The organism is Sphingomonas sp. S-NIH.Pt3_0716 (genome assembly GCF_003950715.1).
Lineage (GTDB): Bacteria > Pseudomonadota > Alphaproteobacteria > Sphingomonadales > Sphingomonadaceae > Sphingobium > Sphingobium yanoikuyae_A.
Window position 1 is genome coordinate 1 of the sequence record NZ_QLJK01000020.1, and the last position, 22,833, is coordinate 22,833.

Here is a 22,833-nt window from a genome sequence, read left to right on the forward strand (position 1 = left end):
CAGGTGCCTGTCCGCTTCATCCTTGCTGGTCACTGCATCGTAGCCTGGGCATAGACCGCGTTGATATCTTCCTGGATGTTCCAGTTGCCGGCGGAATTTACCGCCGGCAACTGGAACATCCAGGAAGATATCAACGCGGTCTATGCCCAGGCTAATTTCGACACCGGCACGCTGCGCGGCAATTTTGGCGTGCGCTATGTGAATACCAAGACCGACAGCGCTGGCTATGTCTGCAACGCTGGCGCGCCCTGCAACAGCGCAGCCGACTGGACCTGGCAGACGACCAAGCGCAGCTATGACAACTGGCTGCCCAGCGCGAATATCGCCTGGACCGCGCAGCAGGATCTGATCCTGCGCTTCTCCGCCGCCAAGGTGATGTCGCGTCCCAACTATGCCGACATGACCAATTATTTCTGGCTGTCGGACACGGTGCTGACCGGCGGTGGCGGCAACCCGAACTTGAAGCCCTATACGTCGGGTAATCTCAACGCCTCGGTCGAATGGTATTTCAAGCAGGGGTCGATCCTGTCGGCGGAAGTCTTCTACAAAGATATCAGCAATTATATCCTGCAGAAGACGGCGCCCGAGAGCTATTTCAACCAGTCTCAGGGCCGGGTGACGACCTATCAGATCAGCCGTCCCTACAATGCCGGTTCGGCCGAGGTGAAGGGTTTTGCCGTCGCCTATCAGCAGAACCTGCCCTATGGCTTCGGCATATTGGCCAACTACACCTATTCCGACGGTTCGGGTGAAGGCGGCCAGGCGCTGCCCTATAATTCCAAGCATCAGGCCAGCGTCAGCCCCTTCTTCGAAAGCGGCCCGGTCGCGCTGCGCGCCACCTACACTTGGCAGTCGAAATATTTCACCGGCATCGACCGTGGCGACAATATGTTCGTGCGGGACTCCGACAATCTGGACGTGTCGGCGACCTATAATGTCACGCCGCAGATCGGCATCACCCTGTCGGGCATGAACCTGACCGACGCGGAATATTATGCCTATGCCAACACTACGGCGCTGCCGCGCGGCGTCTATCGCTCGGGCCGCAAGTTCCTGGCGACGGTGAACTTCAACTATTGATTGCCTCGCCTGTCAGAAGGCGCATGACTTGAAGACGGCGGGACGGAACGCAACAGCGTCCGCCCGCCGCACGTCCCTTGTCGCGTCCGCGCGGCGCGGCAAGGGCACGCTATTTTCGGGAGCCTGTTTCGTGATCCGTGCCCGCCGCCTGACGCTGCTTGCGTCGCTGATGCTGTCCGGCATCGCCACCGCCCCGGCCATGGCCGAACTGCCCCGCCTGTTGCCGGTGCCCGCGCAGATGCGCGAGGGGCAGGGTAGTTTCCAGATTACATCCGTTACGCCGGTCCGGGTGCCTGCCGGCGATGTCGCTGCCCGCAACGCGGCCGAGCGGTTCGCCGATCTGGTCGCGCGCAGCCGGGGCTTTCGTCCTCGGATCGAGACGGGTGGTGACGCCAGCAATGCCATAGTCTTTCGCCGAGCGAAGACCGGTGCGGCGGAATCCTACACCCTCGACGTCAGCGACAAGGGCGTCAAAATCGCCGCCGGCGACGATGCCGGCCTGCTCTATGGCGCGGTGACGCTGTGGCAGGCGATGACGCAGGATCAGGCTGCTGGCCCGGTATCGGTCGCGGCGATGCAGATTGCCGACGCGCCGCGCTTCCAGTGGCGCGGGCTGATGCTCGACAGCGCCCGCCATTTCCAGTCGCCTGCCTATGTCCGCCAGTTGATCGACTGGATGGCGGTCAACAAGCTCAACCGGCTGCATTGGCATCTGGTCGATGATCAGGGCTGGCGCATCGAGATCCCCAAATATCCGCGCCTCACGGAAATTTCCGCCTGGCGCGTGCCCGCCGGCGCACCCGGCGGGCCGCCGCTGCCCAAGGTCGGCGGCTTCTACACCCAGGCCGAAATCCGCGAGATCGTCGCCTATGCCGCCGCGCGCGAGGTCATGATCGTGCCGGAGATCGAGATGCCGGGCCATGCGCTGGCGGCGATCCGCGCCTATCCCAAGCTCGGCATGGGCGTGGCGATCCCGCCGGGCACCGAGTCCGACTGGGGCGTTTTCCCCTGGCTCTACAATGCCGATGACGCGACCTTCGGCTTTCTGGAGGACGTGCTGACCGATGTGATGGCGCTGTTCCCGTCGCCCTATATCCATATCGGCGGCGACGAGGCGGTGAAGGACCAGTGGAAATCCTCGCCAGCGATGCAGGCGAAGATGAAGGCGTTGGGCATCGGCAGTGAGGACGCGATGCAGGGCTGGTTCATGCACCGCATCGACGATTTCCTGACGCAACATGGCCGCAAGCCGATTGGCTGGGACGAGATATTGGAAGGCGGCGCCTCGCCCCATGCCACCATCACCTCCTGGCGCGGGATCGAGGGTGCGGTGACGGCCGCCAAGTCGGGCCATGACGCGATATTGAGCCCGGCCCCGATCCTCTATTTCGACAATCGCCAGGGATTTGGGCCGCTGGAACCGCCGGGGCGTGGCCATCTGTCCGACCTGCACAGCGTCTATGACTTCAATCCCGAGCCCGAAGGACTGAGCGGCGCCGAGCAGCAGCATATTCTGGGGCTGCAGGGCAACCTGTTCACCGAGCATGTCCGCACCGAGGAACGCGCCCAGTGGCAGCAATTTCCGCGCGGCAGCGCCGTCGCCGAAATCGGCTGGTCGCCGGTAACAAGCCATGATTTCGCCAGCTTCATGGACCGGCTGGTGCCGCAGATGACGCGGATGGGGACGCTGGGCCTGAAGCCCGCGATCAGCGCGCTGACGGTGACGGCAAAGACCGACTATGCGCCGGGTGACAAGAACACGCGGGTGACGCTGGAAAGCCAGTCCGGCTTCCCGATCCATTATACGCTGGACGGCAGCGCGGTGACGCCGCGCGCACCGGTTTACAAGGACGGCCTCAGCCTGCCGGTCGGCACCCGGTTGCGCGCCGGCACCGCCTGGCACGGCGGGATGATGCCGGGCGCGATCGACATCGGCCTCGACGCGTCCTTCCTGCGCCGCCGCACCGACGAGCAACTGGCGAGCTGCGCCAACAAGGTGGTGCTGTCGCTGGAGGATGATGCCCCGGCGCAGGGCGAGCGGGCGCATTTCCTGACCGATATCCTTGAGCCCTGCTGGCTCTATGCCGACGCCCCGGTCGGCGGCGCGACCAGGATCGCGATCGATGTCGGCCAGCTGCCGTTCAATTTCCAGATCGGCAAGGATCGCGACGCCATCCATTTCCGCGCCCCGGCGACCCCGGCCGGCGAAGTGGAGGTTCGGGCCGGCGGTTGCGAGGGCGAGCGCATCGCCGTGCTGCCGCTGGCACCGGCCGTCGGCAATCCGGAAGTCACCCGGCTGGTCGCGCCGATCGCGCCGCGCAGCGGCAAGGAAACATTGTGCATCACCTATACGGCGAAGGATGTTGAGCCCCTATGGGCGATCAAGCAGGTGGAACTGATCCCATGAGCGGCATGATGGCCAGCGTGACGTTGCGCGCGCCCTTGGCGGGCTGGCTGGCACCGATCGAAAGCGTACCCGACCCGGTCTTTGCCGAGCGGATGATGGGTGAGGGCTTTGCCATCGACCCGATCGAAGGCGAAGTGCGCGCGCCGGCTGACGCGACCGTGCTGACGGTGGCGCCGACCGGCCATTCGGTCTCGCTGCGCCTGGCCAATGGCGCCGAACTGCTGATCCATGTCGGGCTGGAGACGGTGACGCTGGGCGGCAAGGGTTTCGCGCCGCAAGTGAAGCCGGGCGATGCCGTGGCGACCGGAGACCTGCTGATCGGCTTCGATCTCGATGCGGTAGCCGAGGGGGCCAAGGCGCTGATCACGCCGATGGTGCTGGCGGGCGAGGGTTATGCCCTGTCGCTGGAGCCGCTTGACCGGCTGGTCGGCTGGCAGGATGGCGTTGCGCGGATCACGGCGCTGGCGCCTGGAGCGGTCAAAGATGACAGCGAAGGTGACAGCCATGAGCGGGTCGTGCGCGTCGATGCCCCCCATGGCATTCATGCCCGTCCGGCCGCGCGGATCGCGGCGCTGCTGCGCACCTTCGTCGCGCCGGTGTCGATCATGCGGGACGGCAAGAGCGTCAATGCGCGCAGCACCGTCGCACTGCTTGGCCTGGGCGTGCGCTGCGGCGATGAGATCATCGTCCGGGGCGAGGGCAGCGATGCCCGCGCAGCGGTCGAGGCACTGGTGGCGCTGATCGAGGCCGGGCTGGGCGAGGAGGCGAAGGCCGATCATCCCGCGCCGGCACCGGTCGTGCCACAGCATGGGCCAGTGACGGCCGCGCCGGGCCTGGCGATCGGCCAGGTGGTGCAGCTCCGCGTCGCCGATGTCGATGTGCCACGCGACGGGCAGGGCGGCGCGGTCGAACATGCCGCGCTCGCCCGCGCGATGGCGGCGGTCGATGCCGAATTGTCGGCCGGCCATGGGCTGGCCGCCGAGATCGCCGCGGCGCATCGCGCGTTGCTGGCCGATCCGGAACTGGCCGAGGCAGCCGGGCATCAGATCGATGCCGGGCGCAGCGCGGCCTTTGCCTGGCGCCATGCGACCGCGCAGGCGGCCGAGGCGATCCGTGCGACCGGAGATCCGCTGTTGATGGAGCGCGTCGCCGACCTTGTCGATATCGAGCGGCAGCTGATCGCCGCCCTGCTTGGCACCGAGGCTATCGCGGTGCCGCCGCTGCCCCCTCAAAGCATATTGATCGCTGAGGATCTGCTCCCCTCGCAGTTCCTGGCGCTCGATAGGGACCGTCTGGCCGGAATCTGCACGGCGGCCGGCGGTCCCACTTCCCATGTCGCGATCCTCGCGGCGTCGGCTGGCATCCCGATGCTGGTCGCTGCCGGCCGGGATGTGCTGGCCATCGCCGACGGGCGGACGGTCATTCTTGATGCGGACGGGGCGCGGATCGATGCCGATCCGGGCGTGAACACATTGTCGGAGGTCAGTGAGCGGATCGCCGCGGCGCGCGAGCAGCGCGGCCGCGACCGGGCACAGGCCCATGCCGATTGCCGCATGGCGGACGGCACCCGGATCGAGATTTTCGCCAATCTGGGATCGCAGGCCGATGCCGCCGCCGCCGTGGCGGCCGGAGCGGAGGGATGCGGCCTGCTGCGCACCGAATTCCTGTTTCTGGAACGGGCGGAGGCGCCGGACGAGGCCGAACAGCGAGAAATATATTCCGGTATCGCAACGACATTGGGCGATCGGCCGCTGATTGTCCGCACGCTCGACATCGGCGGCGACAAGCCGGTGCCCTATCTGCCGATGGCGGCCGAGGAAAATCCGGCGCTGGGCCTGCGCGGCGTACGCCTCAGCCTCGCCCGGCCGGACCTGATGCAGGTGCAGTTGCGCGCGATCCTGCGCGCCGTGCCGGCGGACCAGTGCCGCATCATGCTGCCGATGATCGTGGACCTGTCCGACTATCGCGCGGTGAAGGCGATGCTGGACGCGGAGAAGGCGGCGCTGGGCATCGATGTGGCGGTGCCGCTGGGCGTGATGATCGAGACGCCGGCGGCGGCGATGCTGGCGGACATGCTGGCGGCCGAGGCCGATTTCCTGTCGGTCGGCACCAATGACCTGACCCAATATACGCTGGCCGTCGATCGCGGCAATGCGGCGGTGTCGCACCGGATCGATGCGTTGCATCCCGCCGTGCTGCGCCTGATCCGCGAAGTCGGCCGCGGCGCACAGCGTCATGGCCGCTGGGCCGGCGTCTGTGGCGGCCTCGCCTCCGACCCGCTCGCCGCGCCGATCCTGATCGGCCTTGGCATCACTGAATTGTCGGCCACGCCTGCTGCCATCGCCCGGTTGAAGGCGGTGGTGCGCACGCTCGACATGGATCGCTGCATCGACCTGGCGGAGCGCGCCTGCGCTGCCGAAAGCGCCGCCGCCGTGCGCGAAATGGCCCAAGGAGTCCTGGCATGAGCTTCCGTCCTGCCACTCTGCTGGCCCGGCTGCAACCGCTTGGCCGGGCGCTGATGCTGCCGATCGCGGTGTTGCCGATCGCCGCGCTGCTGCTGCGCCTTGGCCAGCCCGACATGCTCGCCATTCCCTTCATCGCGGCGGCGGGCGACGCGATCTTTTCCAATCTTGGCCTGCTCTTCGCGGCCGGTGTCGCGGTCGGCCTGGCGCGTGAAAATCATGGTGCGGCGAGCCTCGCCGGCGTGATTGCCTATCTGGTGACGACCGAGGGCGCGAAGGTGCTGCTGGTCCTGCCACCCGACGTGGCGGAGGTGGCGCAGGCCGCCTGGCGGGCCAAGGAAATCGCCAAGGTCTCCGTGCCCGCGGGCATCCTGTCGGGCATCGTCGCCGGGCTGCTCTACAACCGCTTTTCGGACATCAAGCTGCCCGATTATCTGGCCTTCTTCGCGGGGCGGCGCTTCGTGCCGATCGTCGCGGGGCTGGCCGGCCTGTTCGGTGCGCTGATGTTCGGCCTTGGTTTCCCCTGGATCGAGGCGGGGATCGATCGCCTCAGCCAATGGGTGGTGGCCGCCGGGCCGCTCGGCCTGTTCGTCTATGGCCTGCTCAACCGGCTGCTGCTGATTACCGGGCTGCACCATATCATCAACAATGTCGCCTGGTTCCTGCTCGGCGACTTCCATGGCGCGACCGGCGACATCAAGCGCTTCTTCGCGGGCGATCCGACCGCTGGCGGCTTCATGTCAGGCTTCTTCCCGGTGATGATGTTCGGCCTGCCGGCCGCCTGCCTTGCCATGTATCGCACCGCCTTGCCCGATCGGCGCAAGCGGGTGGGCGGCCTGCTGCTCAGCCTCGCGCTCACCTCCTTCCTCACCGGCGTAACCGAGCCGATCGAGTTCAGCTTCATCTTCCTGGCGCCGATCCTCTATGTCGTTCATGCGGTGCTGACCGGCCTGTCGATGGTCGTCATGGACGCGCTGGGCGTGAAGCTGGGCTTCGGCTTTTCCGCCGGCCTGTTCGACTATCTGATGAACTATGGCCTCGCGACCAAGCCGCTGATGCTGATCCCGGTAGGGCTTGTCTATTTCGCTGTCTATTATGCCACCTTCAGCTGGTGCATCCGCCGCTTCAACCTGAAGACGCCGGGGCGCGAGGATGAGCCCGCCGCTGCGGCCGGGGACGTGCCGAGCATGGCCGGTGCGCGCGGGCCGGCGATGGTCGCGGCGCTTGGCGGGAAGGTCAATGTCCGATCGGTCGATGCCTGCACCACCCGGCTGCGGCTGGTGCTGGGCGACAGCGCAATCGCGGACGAGGCGCGGCTGCGGGCGTTGGGCGCGCGGGGCATCGTCCGCCTGCGCGACGGCGGCTTCCAGGTGGTGCTGGGGCCGATCGCCGATCAGGTCGCGGCGGAAATCCGCAGCGCGCTGGCCGGGCATGATCCGGCGCCGATCGCGGGCACGTCCGATCTGGTCGCGCTGCTCAAGGGTGCGGGTGTGCGCGCGGTCGAGCCGCGCGGCACGCGTTTGCTGGTGCGCGTCGATCGGCCCGCTGCCGTGGATGCGGCGGCGTTGCAGGGCGCCGGGGTCAAGGCCTGGGTGCTGCCGGCATCGGCCGATGGCTGGCTGCACCTGATCCTAGGCGATCAGGCAGAGCCACTGGCGGATGCGTTGCGGGCTGCCTAGCCGAGTGCGATCCGGCGCGTGATGCCGATCGCGTCGAGGAAGCGCTCGTCATGGCTGACGACCAGCAGGGCGCCGTCATAGCCCCGCAGCCCAGCCTCCACCGCCTCGATCGCTTCGAGGTCGAGATGGTTGGTCGGCTCGTCGAGGATCAGCAGCGGCGGCGGTGCGCTGCCCAGCACACAGGCCAGGCCCGCGCGCAGCATCTGCCCGCCACTGAGGCTCCCGACCCGCTGTAGCGCGGCATCGCCGCGAAAGCGGAAATGGGCGAGCAGGGCGCGACGGCCATTTTCGTCCAGTTCGGGATGTAGGCGCGCGAGATTGTCCGCGATCGACAGCGCAGGATCGAGTAGCGCAGCGGTCTGGTCGAGCACGGCGTGACGCACCGGCCGGTCGATCCGCCCGGCGAGCGGTGGCAATGTGCCGGCCATGGTCGCAAGCAGGCTGGTCTTGCCCGATCCATTGGGTCCGGTGATGGCGATCCGTTCCGGCCCTTCGACCAGAAGGTCGACATGCGCCAGCAAGGGCGTTGCGGGATCATGGCCGACGCTGACATCGGTGAGGCGCAGGACGATCCGATCCGGCGCAAGGCCGGTCGAGGGCAGGGTGATGCGGATAGGCTCCAATATCTCGACCCGGCCGCGTGCAGCCTGCGCCTGATCCTCCGCCTCGGTGCGCAGCCGCTCCGCGACATGGCGACCGGCGGCGGAGGATGCCTCCGCCTGATTCTTGCGGGCGCCGATCAGGATGCGGGGCATGTCGCCGCGCGCGCCCTTGCGGGCGCCGGCGGCGTCGCGTCGCTGCTGGCGCTCGGTCGCGACCTGGGCCTTGCGCGCGGCCTGCTTCACCTGTCGTTCCGCGATGTCGAGATCATGGGCGGCGGCGGTGAGTTCGACCGCCTTGCGCTCGCGATAATGGGACCAGTTGCCGCCATAGCGCTGGGCGCCGAGGCCGGTGAGTTCGACGATCGCGTCGACCCGCTCCAGCAGCTCGCGATCATGGCTGACGAGGATCAGGCCGGCGCGCCAGCCATCAACCAGTTCAGCGACGGCCGCGCGCCCGGCCCGGTCGAGATTGTTGGTCGGTTCGTCTAGCAACAGGAAATCGGGGGCTTCCAGGATCGCGCCGGCAAGCGCGGCGCGGGTGCGCTGGCCGCCCGACAAAGTGCAAAGCCGGGTATCCGGCCCGGCAGCGAGTCCGACCCGCTCCAGCGCGGCGTCGATCCGGCTTTCCAGCGTCCAGTCGGCATCGGCCAGTTGCTCGGCCGTGGCGTCGCCGCTTTCGGCCAAGCGCAACAGGGCGATGGCATCGGCGACGCCCCAGAGATCGGCAATGCGCTCATTCGCGCCGAACTGCACGGCCTGGCGCAGGCGGGCGAGCCGGCCCTGCACGGCGATGCTGCCGCTGCTGGGGGTGAGATCGCCGGCGATCAGGCGCAGCAAGGTCGTCTTGCCGACGCCGTTGCGGCCGACAAGGGCGGTGCGTTCGCTCTGAAAACGAAGGTCTAGGCCGGAAAGGACGGACTGGCCGTCAGGCGTGGTCCAGCCGAGATTGGAACAGGATATGGCGGGCATGAGCATGAATTTCCCTGGCAGCGTTGCAGATCGGCATTGCGGTCAGGTTGAAATCCACGGCACGGTCTCTTTTCTTGTGAATTGCGGCGGCAATCTAGCTGCGATCGATGTCCTGTTCAAGCGCCGGGCGGCACAGGACAAACATCGGCATCGCGATAAACGGCGAAAAACCGCGCTTTTCTGCGGCTTGGCGGGATGTTCCCGCTCGTCGGTGCGCATGCTGTCGCCGGCCATGGACTTGTGCCGTCGGGCGCTGCTCCGCCATGGCAGGGCGGAACAAAGATTTCCTCGGAGGGGAACCATGAGCATAGCCGTCTTCGACTGTTCGGACATCGACCAATATCTCGGCAAGCCGATGCAGCCTGCGCGGATGCGCGAGCCGATCCACAATAATGATATCCGCCGCTGGGCGCAGGCGATGCATTATCCCAACCTGTTGCATTATGATGCCGATTATGCCGCCGAAGGGCGTTGGGGGCGGCTGGTCGCGCCGCAGAGCTTTGCCGTGACGATGGATGACGGCCATGGCGCCGGACCGGCCTGCGTGGGGGCCATCCCCAATTCGCACCTGCTGTTCGGCGGCGACGAATGGTGGTTCTATGGCCCGCGCATCCAGGGCGGCGACCTGGTCCATAATGAGCGTATTCCGTTCGACTATACGGTCAAGGATACCAAGTTCGCCGGGCCGACCTGTTTCCAGCGCGGCGACAATAATTATTACAACCAGAATGGCGAACTGATCGCCAAGCAACGCTCGACCTCGATCCGCTATCTGGCCGAGGCGGGGCGCGAGAAGACGACCGATGTGGTCGAGGGCACCGAAGATCCGGTGTGGAGCGACGAGGAACTGGCCCAGATCCAGGATCGCAAGTTCGACTGGGTGCAGATGCTGCATGAACTGGGCCATGGCAAACGCTATTGGGACGATATCCAGATCGGCGCCGCGCTGCCCGAGCGCGTCATCGGCCCGCACAGCATTGCCAGCTTCACCACCGAATGGCGCGCTTATCTCTTCACCATCTGGGGCGGCACGCACCGGCGCACCGACCTCGACATGGAGGCGCTGGGATTCGTCAAGGAAATGGCGGGGCATGAAAATGACCCGGTGATGGAGCGGATCAATCCGGAACTGACCGATGGCGCCTATTTCGGGCCATCGCGCGGCCATCTCTTCCCGCGTTGGGCCCGCTTCATCGGCATGCCGCGGGCCTATGGCTATGGCGCGTCGATGGGCGCCTGGATCGTCGATTATCTGGCGGGCTGGGCCGGCGAATGGGGCATGGTGACCCATTCGGTCGCCTCCTATCGCGGGCCGGCCTTCACCGGCGACATCACGATCATGACCGGCACGGTGGTCGACAAGTTCGTTGACGATGACGGTCGCGACGTGGTGCAGATCGACTGCCGCATGGTCAATCAACTGGGCACGACCCTGGCGACCGCCAAGGCGGAAGTTGCATTGCCGCGCAAATAAGCGCGGCAATGGCCGCGGCGCGCTTTTGCGGCTCGCGGTGCCAAGATGTTGAAGCAAAAAGGGGATTTTCCTGCGTGCGACGAACGGTGCGTCGCACGCAGCGCCCGCAATGCCGCAACTTCTTCGAATTTCTAAAGATTTTGTTAACCATTTTACTCTAGGTTTTCCTTGGATATCAGGGAGAACAGGGCCATGCGCTCCGACGCAGAAAGCCTTCTGGCCCGGCTGGGGCGCCGGGATTTTCGCTATCGCGAGTTCGCGGACAGTTTCGCGGACATGGAATTGTGGCCGATCTTCGAGGCCCTGCTGACCGACCCGCGCGTGGTCGGACGCCCCCTGTCCAAACTGGAAGCGCGCGAGGCCGAAGCCGTGCTGGCGATCCGCCGCGCCGAGCCCGAGCAACATGCGCCCGCACCCCGCGCCAATGTGACCAGCATGTTCGACGCCTATCAGGACGCGCCGCCATCCGCTGCGCCGCGCGGCAATCTGCGCGATTTCCTGGGCCATCTGTCGAACGATCCCGACAAGCGAGATTATTGATGCCGCTGATCCTCTGTCATTCGCCCAAGGGCGGCGTCGGCACCAGCTTCATCGCGGCCCAACTGGCGATCCATCTGGCGCAGCGTGGGCATGATGTCAGCGCGCTCGACTTCACCTATCAGGATTCTCTCAAGCTCTATTTCGGCCTGACCCCGGCCCAGGGCCTGCCGGAACTGAACGACGGCAGCGCCGACCAGATCGCGGTGTCGGGCGTCGCGCTCTTTTCCGCCTATGGCCTGCGCCGTGACGCGACCTTCCAGGATCTGCTGGGCAAGCCGGATCATTCGCCATTCGCTGGCAAGAAGATCTTCATTGCCGATGTCGCGGCGGGTGACCGCGAGACCAAGGACATGTTGCTGCCGCATGCCGCCCTGCATGTCTGCCCCCTGCATCCGCGTCCCGGATCGCTGGCGGCCCTGCCCAAGGTCGAGCCGGGCACGGCGACGATCGATCTCGCCAAGACCGGGTTCGTGCTCAACCATCTGGACGATACCCATCGCCTGTCGCGCCACACCCATATCTTCCTGCGCGAACTGTTCGGCAGCAAGCTGCTCGGCACGATCCGCCGTGACGAGGCGGTGAACGAGGCGAGCGCGATGTTCGAGCCGCTGGCCCGCTTCGCGCCGGCCAGCGTGGCGCTCAACGATCTGCGCAGGCTGGTAACGACCGTGGAACAGGCGGCTGGCCTGGTCGAGGCGGCCGAGGAGGCTGCTTCGTGAAGGCCCGGCAGGCGATCCTGAGCAACGGACTGCTGGTGCTGGCCGGGCTGTTCGCCCTGCTGGCGATCACCGTGCCGCTCGACCTGGAAGCGCAGTGGATCTTTGCCGGCATCACCATTGTGGGCGCGACCATATTGGGGCGCATGAGCAGCCGCCGCGCACTTCTGGTGCTCGCGATCCTGTCGATGATCGTATCGACCCGCTACATGTTCTGGCGAACCACCGAGACGCTGGAGTTTGGCACCCTGGCAGAATTTCTGCTGGGGTCGGGCCTGTATCTGGCCGAAGTCTATGCCTGGCTGATCCTGGTGCTGGGCTTCCTGCAGACCGGCTGGCCGCTTGACCGCGAAGTTGTCGAGATCGAGGGGGAGCCCGATCAGTGGCCCAGCGTCGACGTCTATGTCCCGACCTATAATGAAAGCCTGGAGATCGTCCGCAACACCGTGTTCGCGGCGATGGACATGGACTATCCGGCCGATCGCTTCCGCGTCTTCATCCTGGATGACGGCCGCCGCCCGGAGTTCCAGGCGTTCGCGCGCCAGGCCGGTTGCGGCTATCTGACCCGCGGCGACAATCTTCATGCCAAGGCCGGCAACCTCAATGCCGCGATGAAGAAGACCAATGGCGAACTGATCGCGATCTTCGACTGCGACCATGTGCCGACCCGCGCCTTCCTGCAGATGACCGTCGGCTGGTTCCAGCAGGATCCCAAGCTGGCGCTGATGCAGACGCCGCACCATTTCTATTCGCCCGATCCCGCCCAGCGCAACCTGGGCACGGTGCGCGACCTGCCGGGCGAGGGCGACCTGTTCTATGGTGCGGTCCAGTCCGGCAACGATCTTTGGAACGCGACCTTCTTCTGCGGTTCCTGCGCCGTCATCCGCCGCGATGCGCTGGCCCAGACCAACGGCTTTGCCGGCGAGACGGTGACCGAGGACGCGCATACCGCGTTGAAGTTGCAGCGCATGGGCTGGAATACCGCCTATATCGGCGCGCGCCTGTCCGCCGGTCTCGCGACCGAGCGGCTGGTGCTGCATATCGGCCAGCGCATCCGCTGGGCGCGCGGCATGACGCAGATCTTGCGGATCGACAATCCGCTGTTCGGGCGCGGCCTCAATTGGCAGCAGCGGCTTTGTTACCTGAATGCGATGCTGCATTTCCAGTTTCCGCTGCCGCGCATCGTCTTCCTGACCAGCCCGCTTGCCTATCTGATCTTCGGCCAGAACATCATCCATGCCTCGGCCTCGCTGATCTTCGCCTATGCGCTGCCGCATCTGGTCTGTTCGATGACCTCGTCGGCGAACACGCAGGGCGGGGATCGCCGACCGTTCTGGGGCGAAATCTACGAGACGATCCTGGCCTTCCACCTCGCGCGCCCCACGGTCATGACCTTCTTCCAGCCGCGCAAGGGCAAGTTCAACGTGACGGACAAGGGCAGCCTGCTCGACCGGACCTATTTCGACCTATCGACGGTGCGCCCGCACCTGATCTGCATCGGCCTCATCATCTTCGGCATCGGGCTGGCGATCGTGAAGCGGGTCTTCTTCCCGCATCTGTTCAACATCCAGACCGATACGCTGGTGCTGAACGTCGTCTGGGCCGTGTTCAGCCTGATCATCCTGATCGCCGCCGTCTCGGTCGCGCGCGAGACGCGGCAGGCGCGCGAATATATCCGCATCGTCACCGAATTGCCGGTCACCCTCTACATGGCCGATGGCTATGTGATCGACGCGACGACGATCGACATTTCGATGGGGGGCGCGGCGATCGCCGTGCCGCCCGACTTCCCGCTGCGCGACCGGCGCGTCGCCTATATGTCGCTGCCGATGGGTGACGAGAAGCTGACGATCCCGGTCGAAATGGTCCGGTTCGATCGGGGCGAGGTCAATCTGCGCTTCCAGGAACTGGACATGATCTCTTCGCGTCACCTTGTCCGCGCGGTGATGGGCCGTGCCGATGCCTGGCAGCCCGCTGCCCCCCGCAAGCCGGTTTCGGCCCTGCACTCTCTCTGGGATATCATCGTGGTCGACTATATGACCCTCAAGCGCCTGTTCCGCCTCAACCGCACGGAGCGCCGCAAGCAGAAGAAGGCCGTTCGCCTGGCCGCCGCGGCGAAAGCCGCCAAGCAGGCTGCGGCCGCATTGCTGGGCCTGGCCGCGATCGGGACGCTGCTGCTCGCAGGCAGCGGTCACGCCTTCGCGCAGGCGGCACAGGCACCTGCCGCGACGCTGGCACCCGCCACCGCGGCGGGCGTGCAGAAGCAGCGGCTCAGCTTCCGCGACCTGCAGGTCAAGATGCCGATCCGCCTGGCCGGCACGCGCGGCGAAATCGGCATTCCCTTCGGCATGCGCCGCAACGAGGTGGTGACCGACAGCAGCCTGACGCTGAACTTCGCCTGGTCGCCGGCCATGCTCGGCGATCTCAGCCAGCTGGTCGTGCTGTTGAACGGCGAAGTGGTCCGCACCATTCGCCTGACCCCGGCGGAATCCGGTGGCCAGAACATCACCATTCCGGTCAATCCGGCGCTGTTCCTGCCCGGCGACAACCAACTGAACCTGCGCCTGGTCGGCCATTATGCGCGCGATTGCGAGGATCCGTTCCACAGTTCGCTCTGGGCCAATATCAGCAATGTCCGGTCCTGGTTCGACCTCAGCGTCCAGACGCTGCCGATGGCGCCGGATCTGGGCCGTCTGCCCGGTCCCTTCTTCGACCGGCACGACAATCTGCCGCTGCGCCTGCCCTTCGTCTTCGCCGGCACGCCGCGCGCAGGTGAACTGGAGGCGGCCGCCAGCCTTGCCTCCTGGCTGGGCGCCCAGGCAAGCTATCGCGGCTTTTCGTTCAAGCCGGTCTACAACCAGATCCCGACCGGAAACGCGATCCTGTTCGCGACGCCCGACCGGCCGATCGCCGGCCTCAACCTGTTGATCACCGGGCCGAGCGCGACGGTCATCCGCAATCCTCGCGACACGTTCGGCGAATTGCTGGTGGTGATGGGCCGCAACGCCAGCGAATTGAAGCTGGCCGCTGCGGCGATCGCCAGCGGTCGCGGTGTGCTGAGCGGCGCGCGGATGAATTTCGACGGCGTCCGCATCCCGACCTATGCGCGCTATGCCGCGCCGCGCTGGCTGCGCACCGACCGCCCGGTCCAGCTGGGCGAGATCATGGATGCCAATGCGCTGCAGGGCATGGGCCTGCCGCCTGGCCCGCTGTCGGCGCGCTTCCGGGTCGCCCCCGACCTCTTCTTCTGGCCGCGCCAGGGCGGTCGCCTCGACCTGCGCTATCGCTATCCGGCGGCCAAATGGCTCGATCGTCGTGCCTCGCGCCTCGATGTCTCGATCAACAATCAATATCTGCGCACGCTGCCGCTCGCCGGGGCGGGCTGGTGGGACAGCCTGTTCGGGGCGCAGGGCGCATCGTCCAACGATTCCAGCGCCTCGATCGTGCTGCCGCGCTACAATCTGTTCGGCCAGAACGAGCTGATCTTCGACTATAATCTGATCATTGCCGACAAGAAGAAATGCGAAGGGACGCTGCCCGAGAATGTCCGGGTCAGCGTGCGTCCGAGCAGCAGCATCGACCTCAGCCGCGCCTATCACGCGCTGCACATGCCCGATCTCGCCACCTTTGCGGGCGCCGGCTATCCCTTCACCATTCGTCCCGACCTGTCGGAGACCACGGTGCTGATGGGTGGTCAGCCTTCGGCCGGAGCGGTCGAGGCCTTCCTGGTGCTGATGGGCCGCATGGGCGATTCCACCGGCGCGCCAGTGACCGGGGTCGTCGTCGCCAACGCCGTCGATGGCGAGCGACTGCAGGGGCGTGACATCATCGTTATCGGTGGCAGCAGCGTCGCGGGTTCCGACCAGCTCTTCGCGGGCGCACCGGTCCGTTATGAAAATGGCCGGCTGCAGGTGACGGAGATGAGCCCGATCCAGCGCATCTTCGCTTTCTTCTCGCCGTTCGACCGATCGGGGGATGGCGAAGCGGACGCGTTCGTCACCTCGTCCAGCGGCTTTGCCGGCATTGTCGGCTTCGAATCCCCATTCGAGGGTGGTCGCAGCGTCGTGGCCCTGCTGGCGGACGATCCGCGCGCATTGCCCGACCTGGTCGGCGGCATGGCCGATGCCAAGATCAACGCCCAGATCCAGGGCGACCTGGCCGTTACCAGCGGCGACGGGATGAGCAGTTTCGCCGTCGGGCCCGGCTATTGGGTCGGCTATCTGCCCTTCTGGATGAAGGCCGCTTTCTGGCTCAGCCAGCGTCCTTTGCTGATGGCCGCCTGCGGCCTGCTCGCGGCGCTCATCCTCGCCGGACCGCTCTATCTCTACCTCAGCCGGCAGCAGCGCCGCCGCCTGAGCAAGGAGGATGAGGCATGAGCCGCACCCTCCGTCTGCGTGTCACATGCGCCGCCCTGGCGCTGGCCTGCATGGCGCCGATGCCCACGCTGGCCGATGTGCCGGGCGTTGCGCCGCTGATCCAGCAGGGCCGTTACTGGCAGTCCAAGGGGCGACAGGATCTCGCTAACCAGGCCTATCGCCGGGCGCTGGCGCTCGATCCCAATAATGCCGAAGCGCGCAAGGGGCTGGCCGGCCCGCCGCCCAAGGCACAGCCGGCACCGAAACCCACGCCTGCCCCAACGCCGGCACGGCGCGCCGAAGCGACGCCACGCCCGACGCCCACGCCGGCTGCGGCCCCCTTGGCGGCAAATCGGACGCAAGCAGCGCGCCCAAGCGGCAATGCTGGCGGCGGCGCGTCGCGCGCGAGTGGTTTCAAGGCGCTCGACGCCAATGATCTGGATGGCGCGGAGCGTGCGTTCGAGCGCGCCGTGGCGGCCAATCGCAATGATGCCGACGCGCTGGGCGGTCTTGGCCTGGTGCGCCTGCGCCAGGGGCGCTTTGGCGAAGCGCGTGACCTGCTCGATCAGGCGTCGCAGCGCGGTTCGGCGGGCCAATGGGCGCAGGCGCTGGCCTCCGCCCGCTTCTTTGGCGGGCTGGCCGATGCGCGTGCGGCGCTGGCGCAGGGGCGGCTTGGCGAAGCGCAGGCCGATGCCGAGGCGCTGGTCCGTTCCGGCTATCCGCAGCGTGGCCCGGCGCTCGAATTGCTGGCCGATATCTATGAGCGGCAGGGGCGCTATGCCGATGCGGCAGACCTCTACCGGCAGGCAAATGAAGGGGCCAAGCAGTCCGATGGTCGGCTGGCGAGCCGGGCCGCGCGCGATCGCGCCCGTGCCGCGGCTGCGCGCGGCGATGATGTCACCGCCGAACAGGAATTTCATTCCGGCCTGCTGCTGGACCAGCAGGATCCGTGGATCCGTTATGAATTTGCCCGCTATCTGATCCAGCGCCAGCGCCTGCCCGAGGCGGAATCGCTGATCAACTCGCTGGGATCGTCGAGTGATCCCGACTGGCTTTATGCCGCTGCGCTGCTCAACGCCGATCGCGGCCGGGCGTCGGCCGCCGATACGCTGATGGCGCGCATTCCCGAAATGCAGCGCACCGAACAGATGCGCAATTTCGCCGTCGGCCTGAAGGTGGACGGTGCGATCGAGCGGGCCAAGGCGATGGCCGCGCAGGGGCGGCAGGCCGATGCGCTGATGGCGCTGCGCCAACTGGCCGCGACGCCCGGCATCGACCCGACCAAGCAGGCTGCGGTGGCCGATGCGATGTTCGAACTGGGTGACCGGGAAGGGGCGGCGCAACTGGCGCAGCAGGCGCTGACCGCCGGGACCATCACCGACCCGGCCGGCTATGAACCGATCGTGCGCGTGCTGGCCAAGACCGGGCGCGATGCCTTTGCCACCAGCGCCGTGCAGCGCGCCGCGCAACTGGCGGGCAATACGCCCGACGGCCAGCGTGTCGTCGCGCGGATGAACGGCATCATGGCGGCGTCGCAGGCCGATCGGCTGCGGCTCGCAGGCCAGAACGCCCAGGCCTTCGACCTGCTGCAGGGCGCGTGGAACGCTGCGCCGGGCAATCAGGAAGTGCTGGCCGCGCTGGCACGGCTTTATCAGTCGGGTGGTATGCCGGCCCAGGCAGCCCAGACCTACCAACTGGTCCTGGCCCAGTCGCCCAATGACAAGGGCGCGCTGATGGGCCTGATCGAGACGGCGGGCGCAGCGGGCGACAAGGATCTGGCACGCGCCACGATCGAGCGCGCCTTGCAGCAATCGCCCAATGATTATCAGATCTACATGGCGGCGGCGCGGATGGAGCAGGCGCGGGGCGACGAGGGCGCCGCGCTGCGCTACCTGAAGCGCGCGAAGGAAGTCTATGCCGCGCAGAGCGGCGCAGGCAATGTCACTGCGAGCAACCCCTTTGCTGCGACGATGCAGGGCAACAACCCGTTCCGTAACCAGTCGGCTGCGGCCTCTCCGGCGGCGGTCAATCCGTTCGCGCTGGGATCGGGCGCGCGGCTGGCCGGACAGGCGCCGTCACCGGCAGGCATGGCGTTCGCGCCGATGCCGCAGGTTGGTGAAACGGGTGGCTTCCCGCCCGCTGTCGTGGCCCAGTCCGCGCCGATGCCGGGCGGCTATCCTGCCGTTGGCGTACCGGCATCTGCGCCCGGCGGATCGATGATGACAAGCGGTGATCCGGTGATGGACCGCATCCAGACCGAGATCCGCACCCTGACCCGTGACAGCGGCCCACGCGCCGAACTGCGCACCGGCTATCGCGAGCGATCGGGTGAAGCGGGCCTGAGCGAACTCAAGGAACTGACCGGATCGGCCGAAGTGTCCACCAGCCTTGGCAACGGGCGGATCAAGGCGAGGGCGGAAGCCGTGGTGCTGGATGCCGGTCGTCCCAGCCGGTCGGGCCTTGCCCGCTTCGGTCGCAATGCGACGCCCGAAGCGCAGGGGATCGTCGATCAGGAGGAGTCCGCACTGGTGGATGCCGATACCCAGCATGCGTCCGGCGTGGCGCTGTCGGCTGCTTATGAGACGCCGCTGCTGAAGCTGGAGGCTGGCGTCACGCCGCTCGGTTTCGAGGATAGCGACGTGACCTGGCATGCGGCGATCAGCCCGCGTTTCTCGCCCTATGCGACGGCCCGCGCCTGGTTCGAGCGCAAGCCGGTGACCGACAGCGTCCTGTCCTATGCTGGCACACGCGATCCCGTGACCGGGGCGATGTGGGGCCAGGTGATGCGGACCGGTGGTGGCGCATCCTTCTCCTATGATCAGGATGGGGCGGGGGTCTATGGCGACCTGTCCTATTATAAATATGCCGGGCATGACGTCCGCAAGAACCATGGTTTCCAGGCCAATGTCGGTGGCTATCTGCCCTTCTATCGCGGCGATCGCTCGTCGATCACCGGCGGCGTCAATGTGAACTATCAGGATTTCGACAATAATCAGAACTACTTCACCTATGGCTTTGGTGGCTATTTCAGCCCGCAGAGCTTCTTCAGCATCAGCCTGCCGGTGCGTTATGCCTATGCGTCGGACCTGCTGGAGGTGAAGGCCGGCGTGGCGCCTGGCTATCAGAGCTACAGCCAGGATCAGGTCAACGTCTATCCGACCGATCCGGCGGCACAGGCGGTGCTGGATGGCCTCAAGGCCCAGAACAGCGACGTGCGCTCCTATTATGACAGCCTGAGCAAGACCGGCTTTGCCCTTTCGGCGGACGGCTCGATCTATTATCGTGTCAGTCCCAGCACGCGGGTCGGCGGTGAGATAAGCATCAACACCTTCGGCAGCTATGACGAGTTCAAGTCGCTGATTGGGATCAAACAGTCTCTGGGAGGCAATTGATGATCCGGGAAGCCGTGGAATATCAGCCCGCCGAAACCGATCAGTGGACGATGGACGGGCTGTCGCTGCTGACCGCGATGATCGGCAGCGAGGTGTTCGGCACCGCGACCCGTGGTCAGGCCGATGCCTTTTTCGGCGCGGTCGGTCGGCGCATCGCGTCCCTGCTTCAGGTCGCCGACATTTCGGACGGCGATGCGCTGATGGCGCGGATCAACCGGCTGTGGCGGACGTTGGGCTGGGGTGAGGCGCAATTGCGGATGACGGACGATGCAATCATGATCCAGCATGTCGGTGTGCCCGAAACGCTCCAGGGCGATGTCGATGGCCGCTGGGCGGACATGGCGCCGCCGCTGCTGCGTGGCGCCTATGACGCCTGGTTTCGGGCGCTGGGCGGCGGCGCGGACCTGCATACATCCGTGCTGCAATGGCGCGACGGCATCATGGAAATACGCCATGGGCGTTGACCGGCGTGCGTTGCTGGTGGGGATGGGACTGGTTTTCACGGCAGCCTGCGCCAAGGCGCGTCAGCCGCGGGGCAGCAGCGTGACCAATGGCGACTGGGCCCGTTTCAAGGCCGCCTTCCTCGACCCGTCCGGCCGCATCATCGACAATGGCAATGGCGGTGTCAGCCATAGCGAGGGACAGGGTTACGGCCTGGGCCTGGCATTGTGGAACGATGACCGGGAAGCGTTCGACGCGATCCTGCGCTGGACCGATAGCAACCTGGTCCGGCCCGACATGGCGCTTTACGCCTGGCGCTATGACCCGCGGCAGCCCAATCCGGTGGCGGACACCAATAATGCGACCGATGGCGACCTGTTCATCGCCTGGGCGCTGGCCGAAGCCGCGAAAAGCTGGGGCGAGGGGCGATATGCCAGTCGTTCGGCGGAGATCCGTGCCGCCATCCGCCAGCATCTGGTGCTGGAACGTCATGGGCGCAAATTGCTGCTGCCCGGCCTTCAGGGCTTCGTCACGCCAGAGGCGGTGACGCTCAACCCTTCCTATTTCGTCTGGCCTGCACTTGACGCCTTCCGTCGCCTGGAGGGCGAGGCGGCCTGGGGGCGGATCATCAGCGATAGTGAAGCGCTGATGGCGGCAGCCCAATTCGGTCCGCTCAAGTTGCCGACCGACTGGGTAGATGTGACGGGGCATGACATGGTCGTGCCGGCCGTGGGCAAGCCCGCTCGTTTCGGCTTCGATGCGATCCGCGTGCCGCTCTACGCCCAGGCCGGGGGCCGGGCTGCGCTGCTGAAGCCGATCCGGGATTATTGGCAGGGCTATGTCACCCGGCAACAGCCGATCCCGGCCTGGGTCGATGTCCAGTCCGGGGAGGTCGCGCCCTATGCCCTGTCGGCGGGCGGCATGGCGATTGCCGGCAAGATCATGGGCCTGCCGCAACCGGCAGGCCTGTCGACCGACTATTATGCCGCATCCTTGCAGATGCTGGCCGGCAAGCTCGCCTGATCGAGGCTGAGCCGACGGCTCAGCCCAATATCCCCGGTAAATCCAGTCCCTTGTCACGGGCACAGTCGCGCGCGATTTCGTAGCCCGCATCGGCATGGCGCATCACGCCGGTTGCCGGATCGTTCCACAGCACCCGTTCCAGCCGCGCGGCCGCTTCCGCCGTGCCGTCGGCGACGATGACCATGCCGCTATGCTGGCTATAACCCATGCCGACGCCGCCACCATGGTGCAGCGACACCCAGGTCGCACCCGAGGCGGTGTTGAGCAGGGCGTTGAGCAAAGGCCAGTCGCTGACCGCGTCCGACCCGTCCATCATCGCTTCGGTCTCGCGATTGGGGGAAGCGACCGATCCGCTGTCGAGATGGTCGCGGCCGATGACGACCGGGGCCTTGAGTTCGCCCTTCGCCACCATTTCGTTGAAGGCGAGGCCAAGGCGATGGCGATCGCCCAGGCCAACCCAGCAGATGCGGGCGGGCAGGCCCTGGAAGTGGATCTTCTCCCGCGCCATGTCGAGCCAGTTGTGGAGATGGGCGTTGTCGGGCAGCAGTTCCTTCACCTTGGCGTCGGTCTTGTAGATATCCTCCGGATCGCCCGACAGCGCCGCCCAGCGGAACGGGCCGATGCCCCGGCAGAAGAGCGGGCGGATATAAGCGGGGACGAAGCCGGGGAAGTCGAAGGCATTGTCCACGCCCTCGTCCTTCGCCATCTGGCGGATATTATTGCCATAATCGGTGGTGGGGACGCCGGCAGCCTGGAAATCCAGCATGGCGCGGACATGGACGGCCATGCTGGCCTTGGCGGCCTTCGCCACCGCTTCGGGTTCGCGCTCGCGCCGCTCGATCCATTCGGCGACGCGCCAGCCGGCGGGCAGATAGCCATTGACCGGATCATGGGCGCTGGTCTGGTCTGTCAGCAGGTCGGGGCGGATGCCGCGCGCGAACATGTCGGGCAGGATTTCCGCCGCATTGCCGAGCAGGCCGACCGAGACGGGTTTCTTGTCGGCGCAGCTCTTCTCGATGATCGCCATGGCTTCCTCGATCGTCGCGGCCGCGACATCCAGATAGCCGGTGCGCAGGCGCATCTCGATGCGGCTGGGCTGGCATTCGATCGCGAGGCAGGACGCGCCGGCCATGACGGCGGCGAGCGGCTGGGCGCCGCCCATGCCGCCGAGGCCCGCCGTCAGCAGCCATTTGCCGCTGAGGCTGCCGCCATGATGCTGGCGCCCCATCTCGACGAACGTCTCATAGGTGCCCTGCACGATGCCCTGGGTGCCGATATAGATCCAGCTACCCGCGGTCATCTGGCCGTACATGGCCAGGCCCCGCTTATCGAGTTCGTTGAAATGCTCCCAATTGGCCCAGTGCGGCACCAGATTGGAGTTGGCGATCAGCACGCGGGGTGCATCGCGATGGGTGCGGAACACGCCGACCGGCTTGCCCGACTGGACCAGCAAGGTCTGGTCATCCTCCAGCCGCTTCAGCGTCTCGACGATCCGGTCATAGCTTTCCCAGTCGCGCGCGGCGCGGCCGATGCCGCCATAGACGACCAGTTCCTCGGGCCGCTCGGCGACGTCGGGATGGAGATTGTTCATTAGCATGCGCAGCGGCGCTTCGGTCAGCCAGCTCTTGGCGCTGAGAACGGTGCCGGTGGCGGGCTTGATGATGCGGCTATTGTCGATGCGGGTCATGGAGGA

The 22,833-nt window shown here is 66.4% G+C and carries 13 protein-coding genes; 11 read left to right on the forward strand and 2 right to left on the reverse strand.

The genetic code is table 11. From position 1 onward, the window contains the following. Positions 1-75 precede the first annotated feature (75 nt). The 4 genes from BRX37_RS16295 (at position 76) to nagE (ending at position 7,628) form a co-directional block, all read left to right on the forward strand. Positions 76-1,080 carry a TonB-dependent receptor domain-containing protein gene (locus BRX37_RS16295; RefSeq protein ID WP_318276720.1) on the forward strand — a complete coding sequence of 335 codons (1,005 nt, stop codon included), beginning with the start codon at positions 76-78 and terminating at the stop codon, positions 1,078-1,080. A gap of 130 nt (positions 1,081-1,210) precedes the next feature. After that, on the forward strand, positions 1,211-3,487 hold the full coding sequence (locus BRX37_RS16300) for a beta-N-acetylhexosaminidase (RefSeq protein WP_125988240.1): 2,277 nt from the start codon (positions 1,211-1,213) through the stop codon (positions 3,485-3,487). Further along, on the forward strand, positions 3,484-5,952 hold the full coding sequence (gene ptsP / locus BRX37_RS16305) for a phosphoenolpyruvate--protein phosphotransferase (protein WP_125988242.1): 2,469 nt from the start codon (positions 3,484-3,486) through the stop codon (positions 5,950-5,952). The genes BRX37_RS16300 and ptsP overlap by 4 nt, the downstream gene beginning before the upstream one ends. After that, positions 5,949-7,628: an N-acetylglucosamine-specific PTS transporter subunit IIBC gene (gene nagE, locus BRX37_RS16310; RefSeq protein ID WP_125988244.1), complete on the forward strand. Its 1,680-nt coding sequence runs from the start codon at positions 5,949-5,951 to the stop codon at positions 7,626-7,628. Before ptsP ends, nagE begins: the two co-directional genes overlap by 4 nt. On the opposite strand, the gene BRX37_RS16315 is transcribed toward nagE, so the two are convergent. Then, on the reverse strand, positions 7,625-9,205 hold the full coding sequence (locus BRX37_RS16315; RefSeq protein ID WP_125988246.1) for an ABC-F family ATP-binding cassette domain-containing protein: 1,581 nt from the start codon (positions 9,203-9,205) through the stop codon (positions 7,625-7,627). The two genes, nagE and BRX37_RS16315, sit on opposite strands and share 4 nt — an antisense overlap. Positions 9,206-9,500: 295 nt before the next feature. Between BRX37_RS16315 and BRX37_RS16320 the strand changes: the two genes are divergently transcribed. The 7 genes from BRX37_RS16320 to BRX37_RS16350 all read left to right on the forward strand — a co-directional run bounded on the left by BRX37_RS16320 (position 9,501) and on the right by BRX37_RS16350 (position 21,140). Beyond that, positions 9,501-10,673, forward strand: coding sequence for an FAS1-like dehydratase domain-containing protein (locus BRX37_RS16320; protein ID WP_037521545.1), 1,173 nt, complete (start codon positions 9,501-9,503; stop codon positions 10,671-10,673). A gap of 192 nt (positions 10,674-10,865) precedes the next feature. Beyond that, a complete protein-coding gene (locus BRX37_RS16325; protein WP_010339105.1) occupies positions 10,866-11,213 on the forward strand; it encodes a hypothetical protein in 348 nt (115 codons plus the stop codon). Then, entirely contained in the window at positions 11,213-11,932 is a 720-nt protein-coding gene (locus BRX37_RS16330) for a ParA family protein (protein ID WP_017499185.1), read from the forward strand. Before BRX37_RS16325 ends, BRX37_RS16330 begins: the two co-directional genes overlap by 1 nt. Beyond that, positions 11,929-16,305 (forward strand): UDP-forming cellulose synthase catalytic subunit, encoded by a 4,377-nt coding sequence (gene bcsA / locus BRX37_RS16335; RefSeq protein ID WP_125988248.1) that lies wholly within the window; start codon positions 11,929-11,931, stop codon positions 16,303-16,305. Before BRX37_RS16330 ends, bcsA begins: the two co-directional genes overlap by 4 nt. Next, positions 16,302-19,676 carry a cellulose biosynthesis protein BcsC gene (locus BRX37_RS16340; protein WP_125988249.1) on the forward strand — a complete coding sequence of 1,125 codons (3,375 nt, stop codon included), beginning with the start codon at positions 16,302-16,304 and terminating at the stop codon, positions 19,674-19,676. Before bcsA ends, BRX37_RS16340 begins: the two co-directional genes overlap by 4 nt. Further along, positions 19,676-20,140 carry a cellulose biosynthesis protein BcsD gene (bcsD, locus tag BRX37_RS16345; protein WP_069338408.1) on the forward strand — a complete coding sequence of 155 codons (465 nt, stop codon included), beginning with the start codon at positions 19,676-19,678 and terminating at the stop codon, positions 20,138-20,140. The genes BRX37_RS16340 and bcsD overlap by 1 nt, the downstream gene beginning before the upstream one ends. Next, positions 20,130-21,140 carry a family 8 glycosyl hydrolase gene (locus tag BRX37_RS16350; protein WP_125988251.1) on the forward strand — a complete coding sequence of 337 codons (1,011 nt, stop codon included), beginning with the start codon at positions 20,130-20,132 and terminating at the stop codon, positions 21,138-21,140. Before bcsD ends, BRX37_RS16350 begins: the two co-directional genes overlap by 11 nt. A gap of 19 nt (positions 21,141-21,159) precedes the next feature. Here BRX37_RS16350 and hutU read toward each other — a convergent pair whose 3' ends face one another. Next, complete coding sequence (gene hutU / locus BRX37_RS16355) at positions 21,160-22,827, reverse strand: urocanate hydratase (RefSeq protein WP_125988253.1); 1,668 nt, start codon at positions 22,825-22,827, stop codon at positions 21,160-21,162. Between the last annotated feature and the right edge of the window lie 6 nt (positions 22,828-22,833).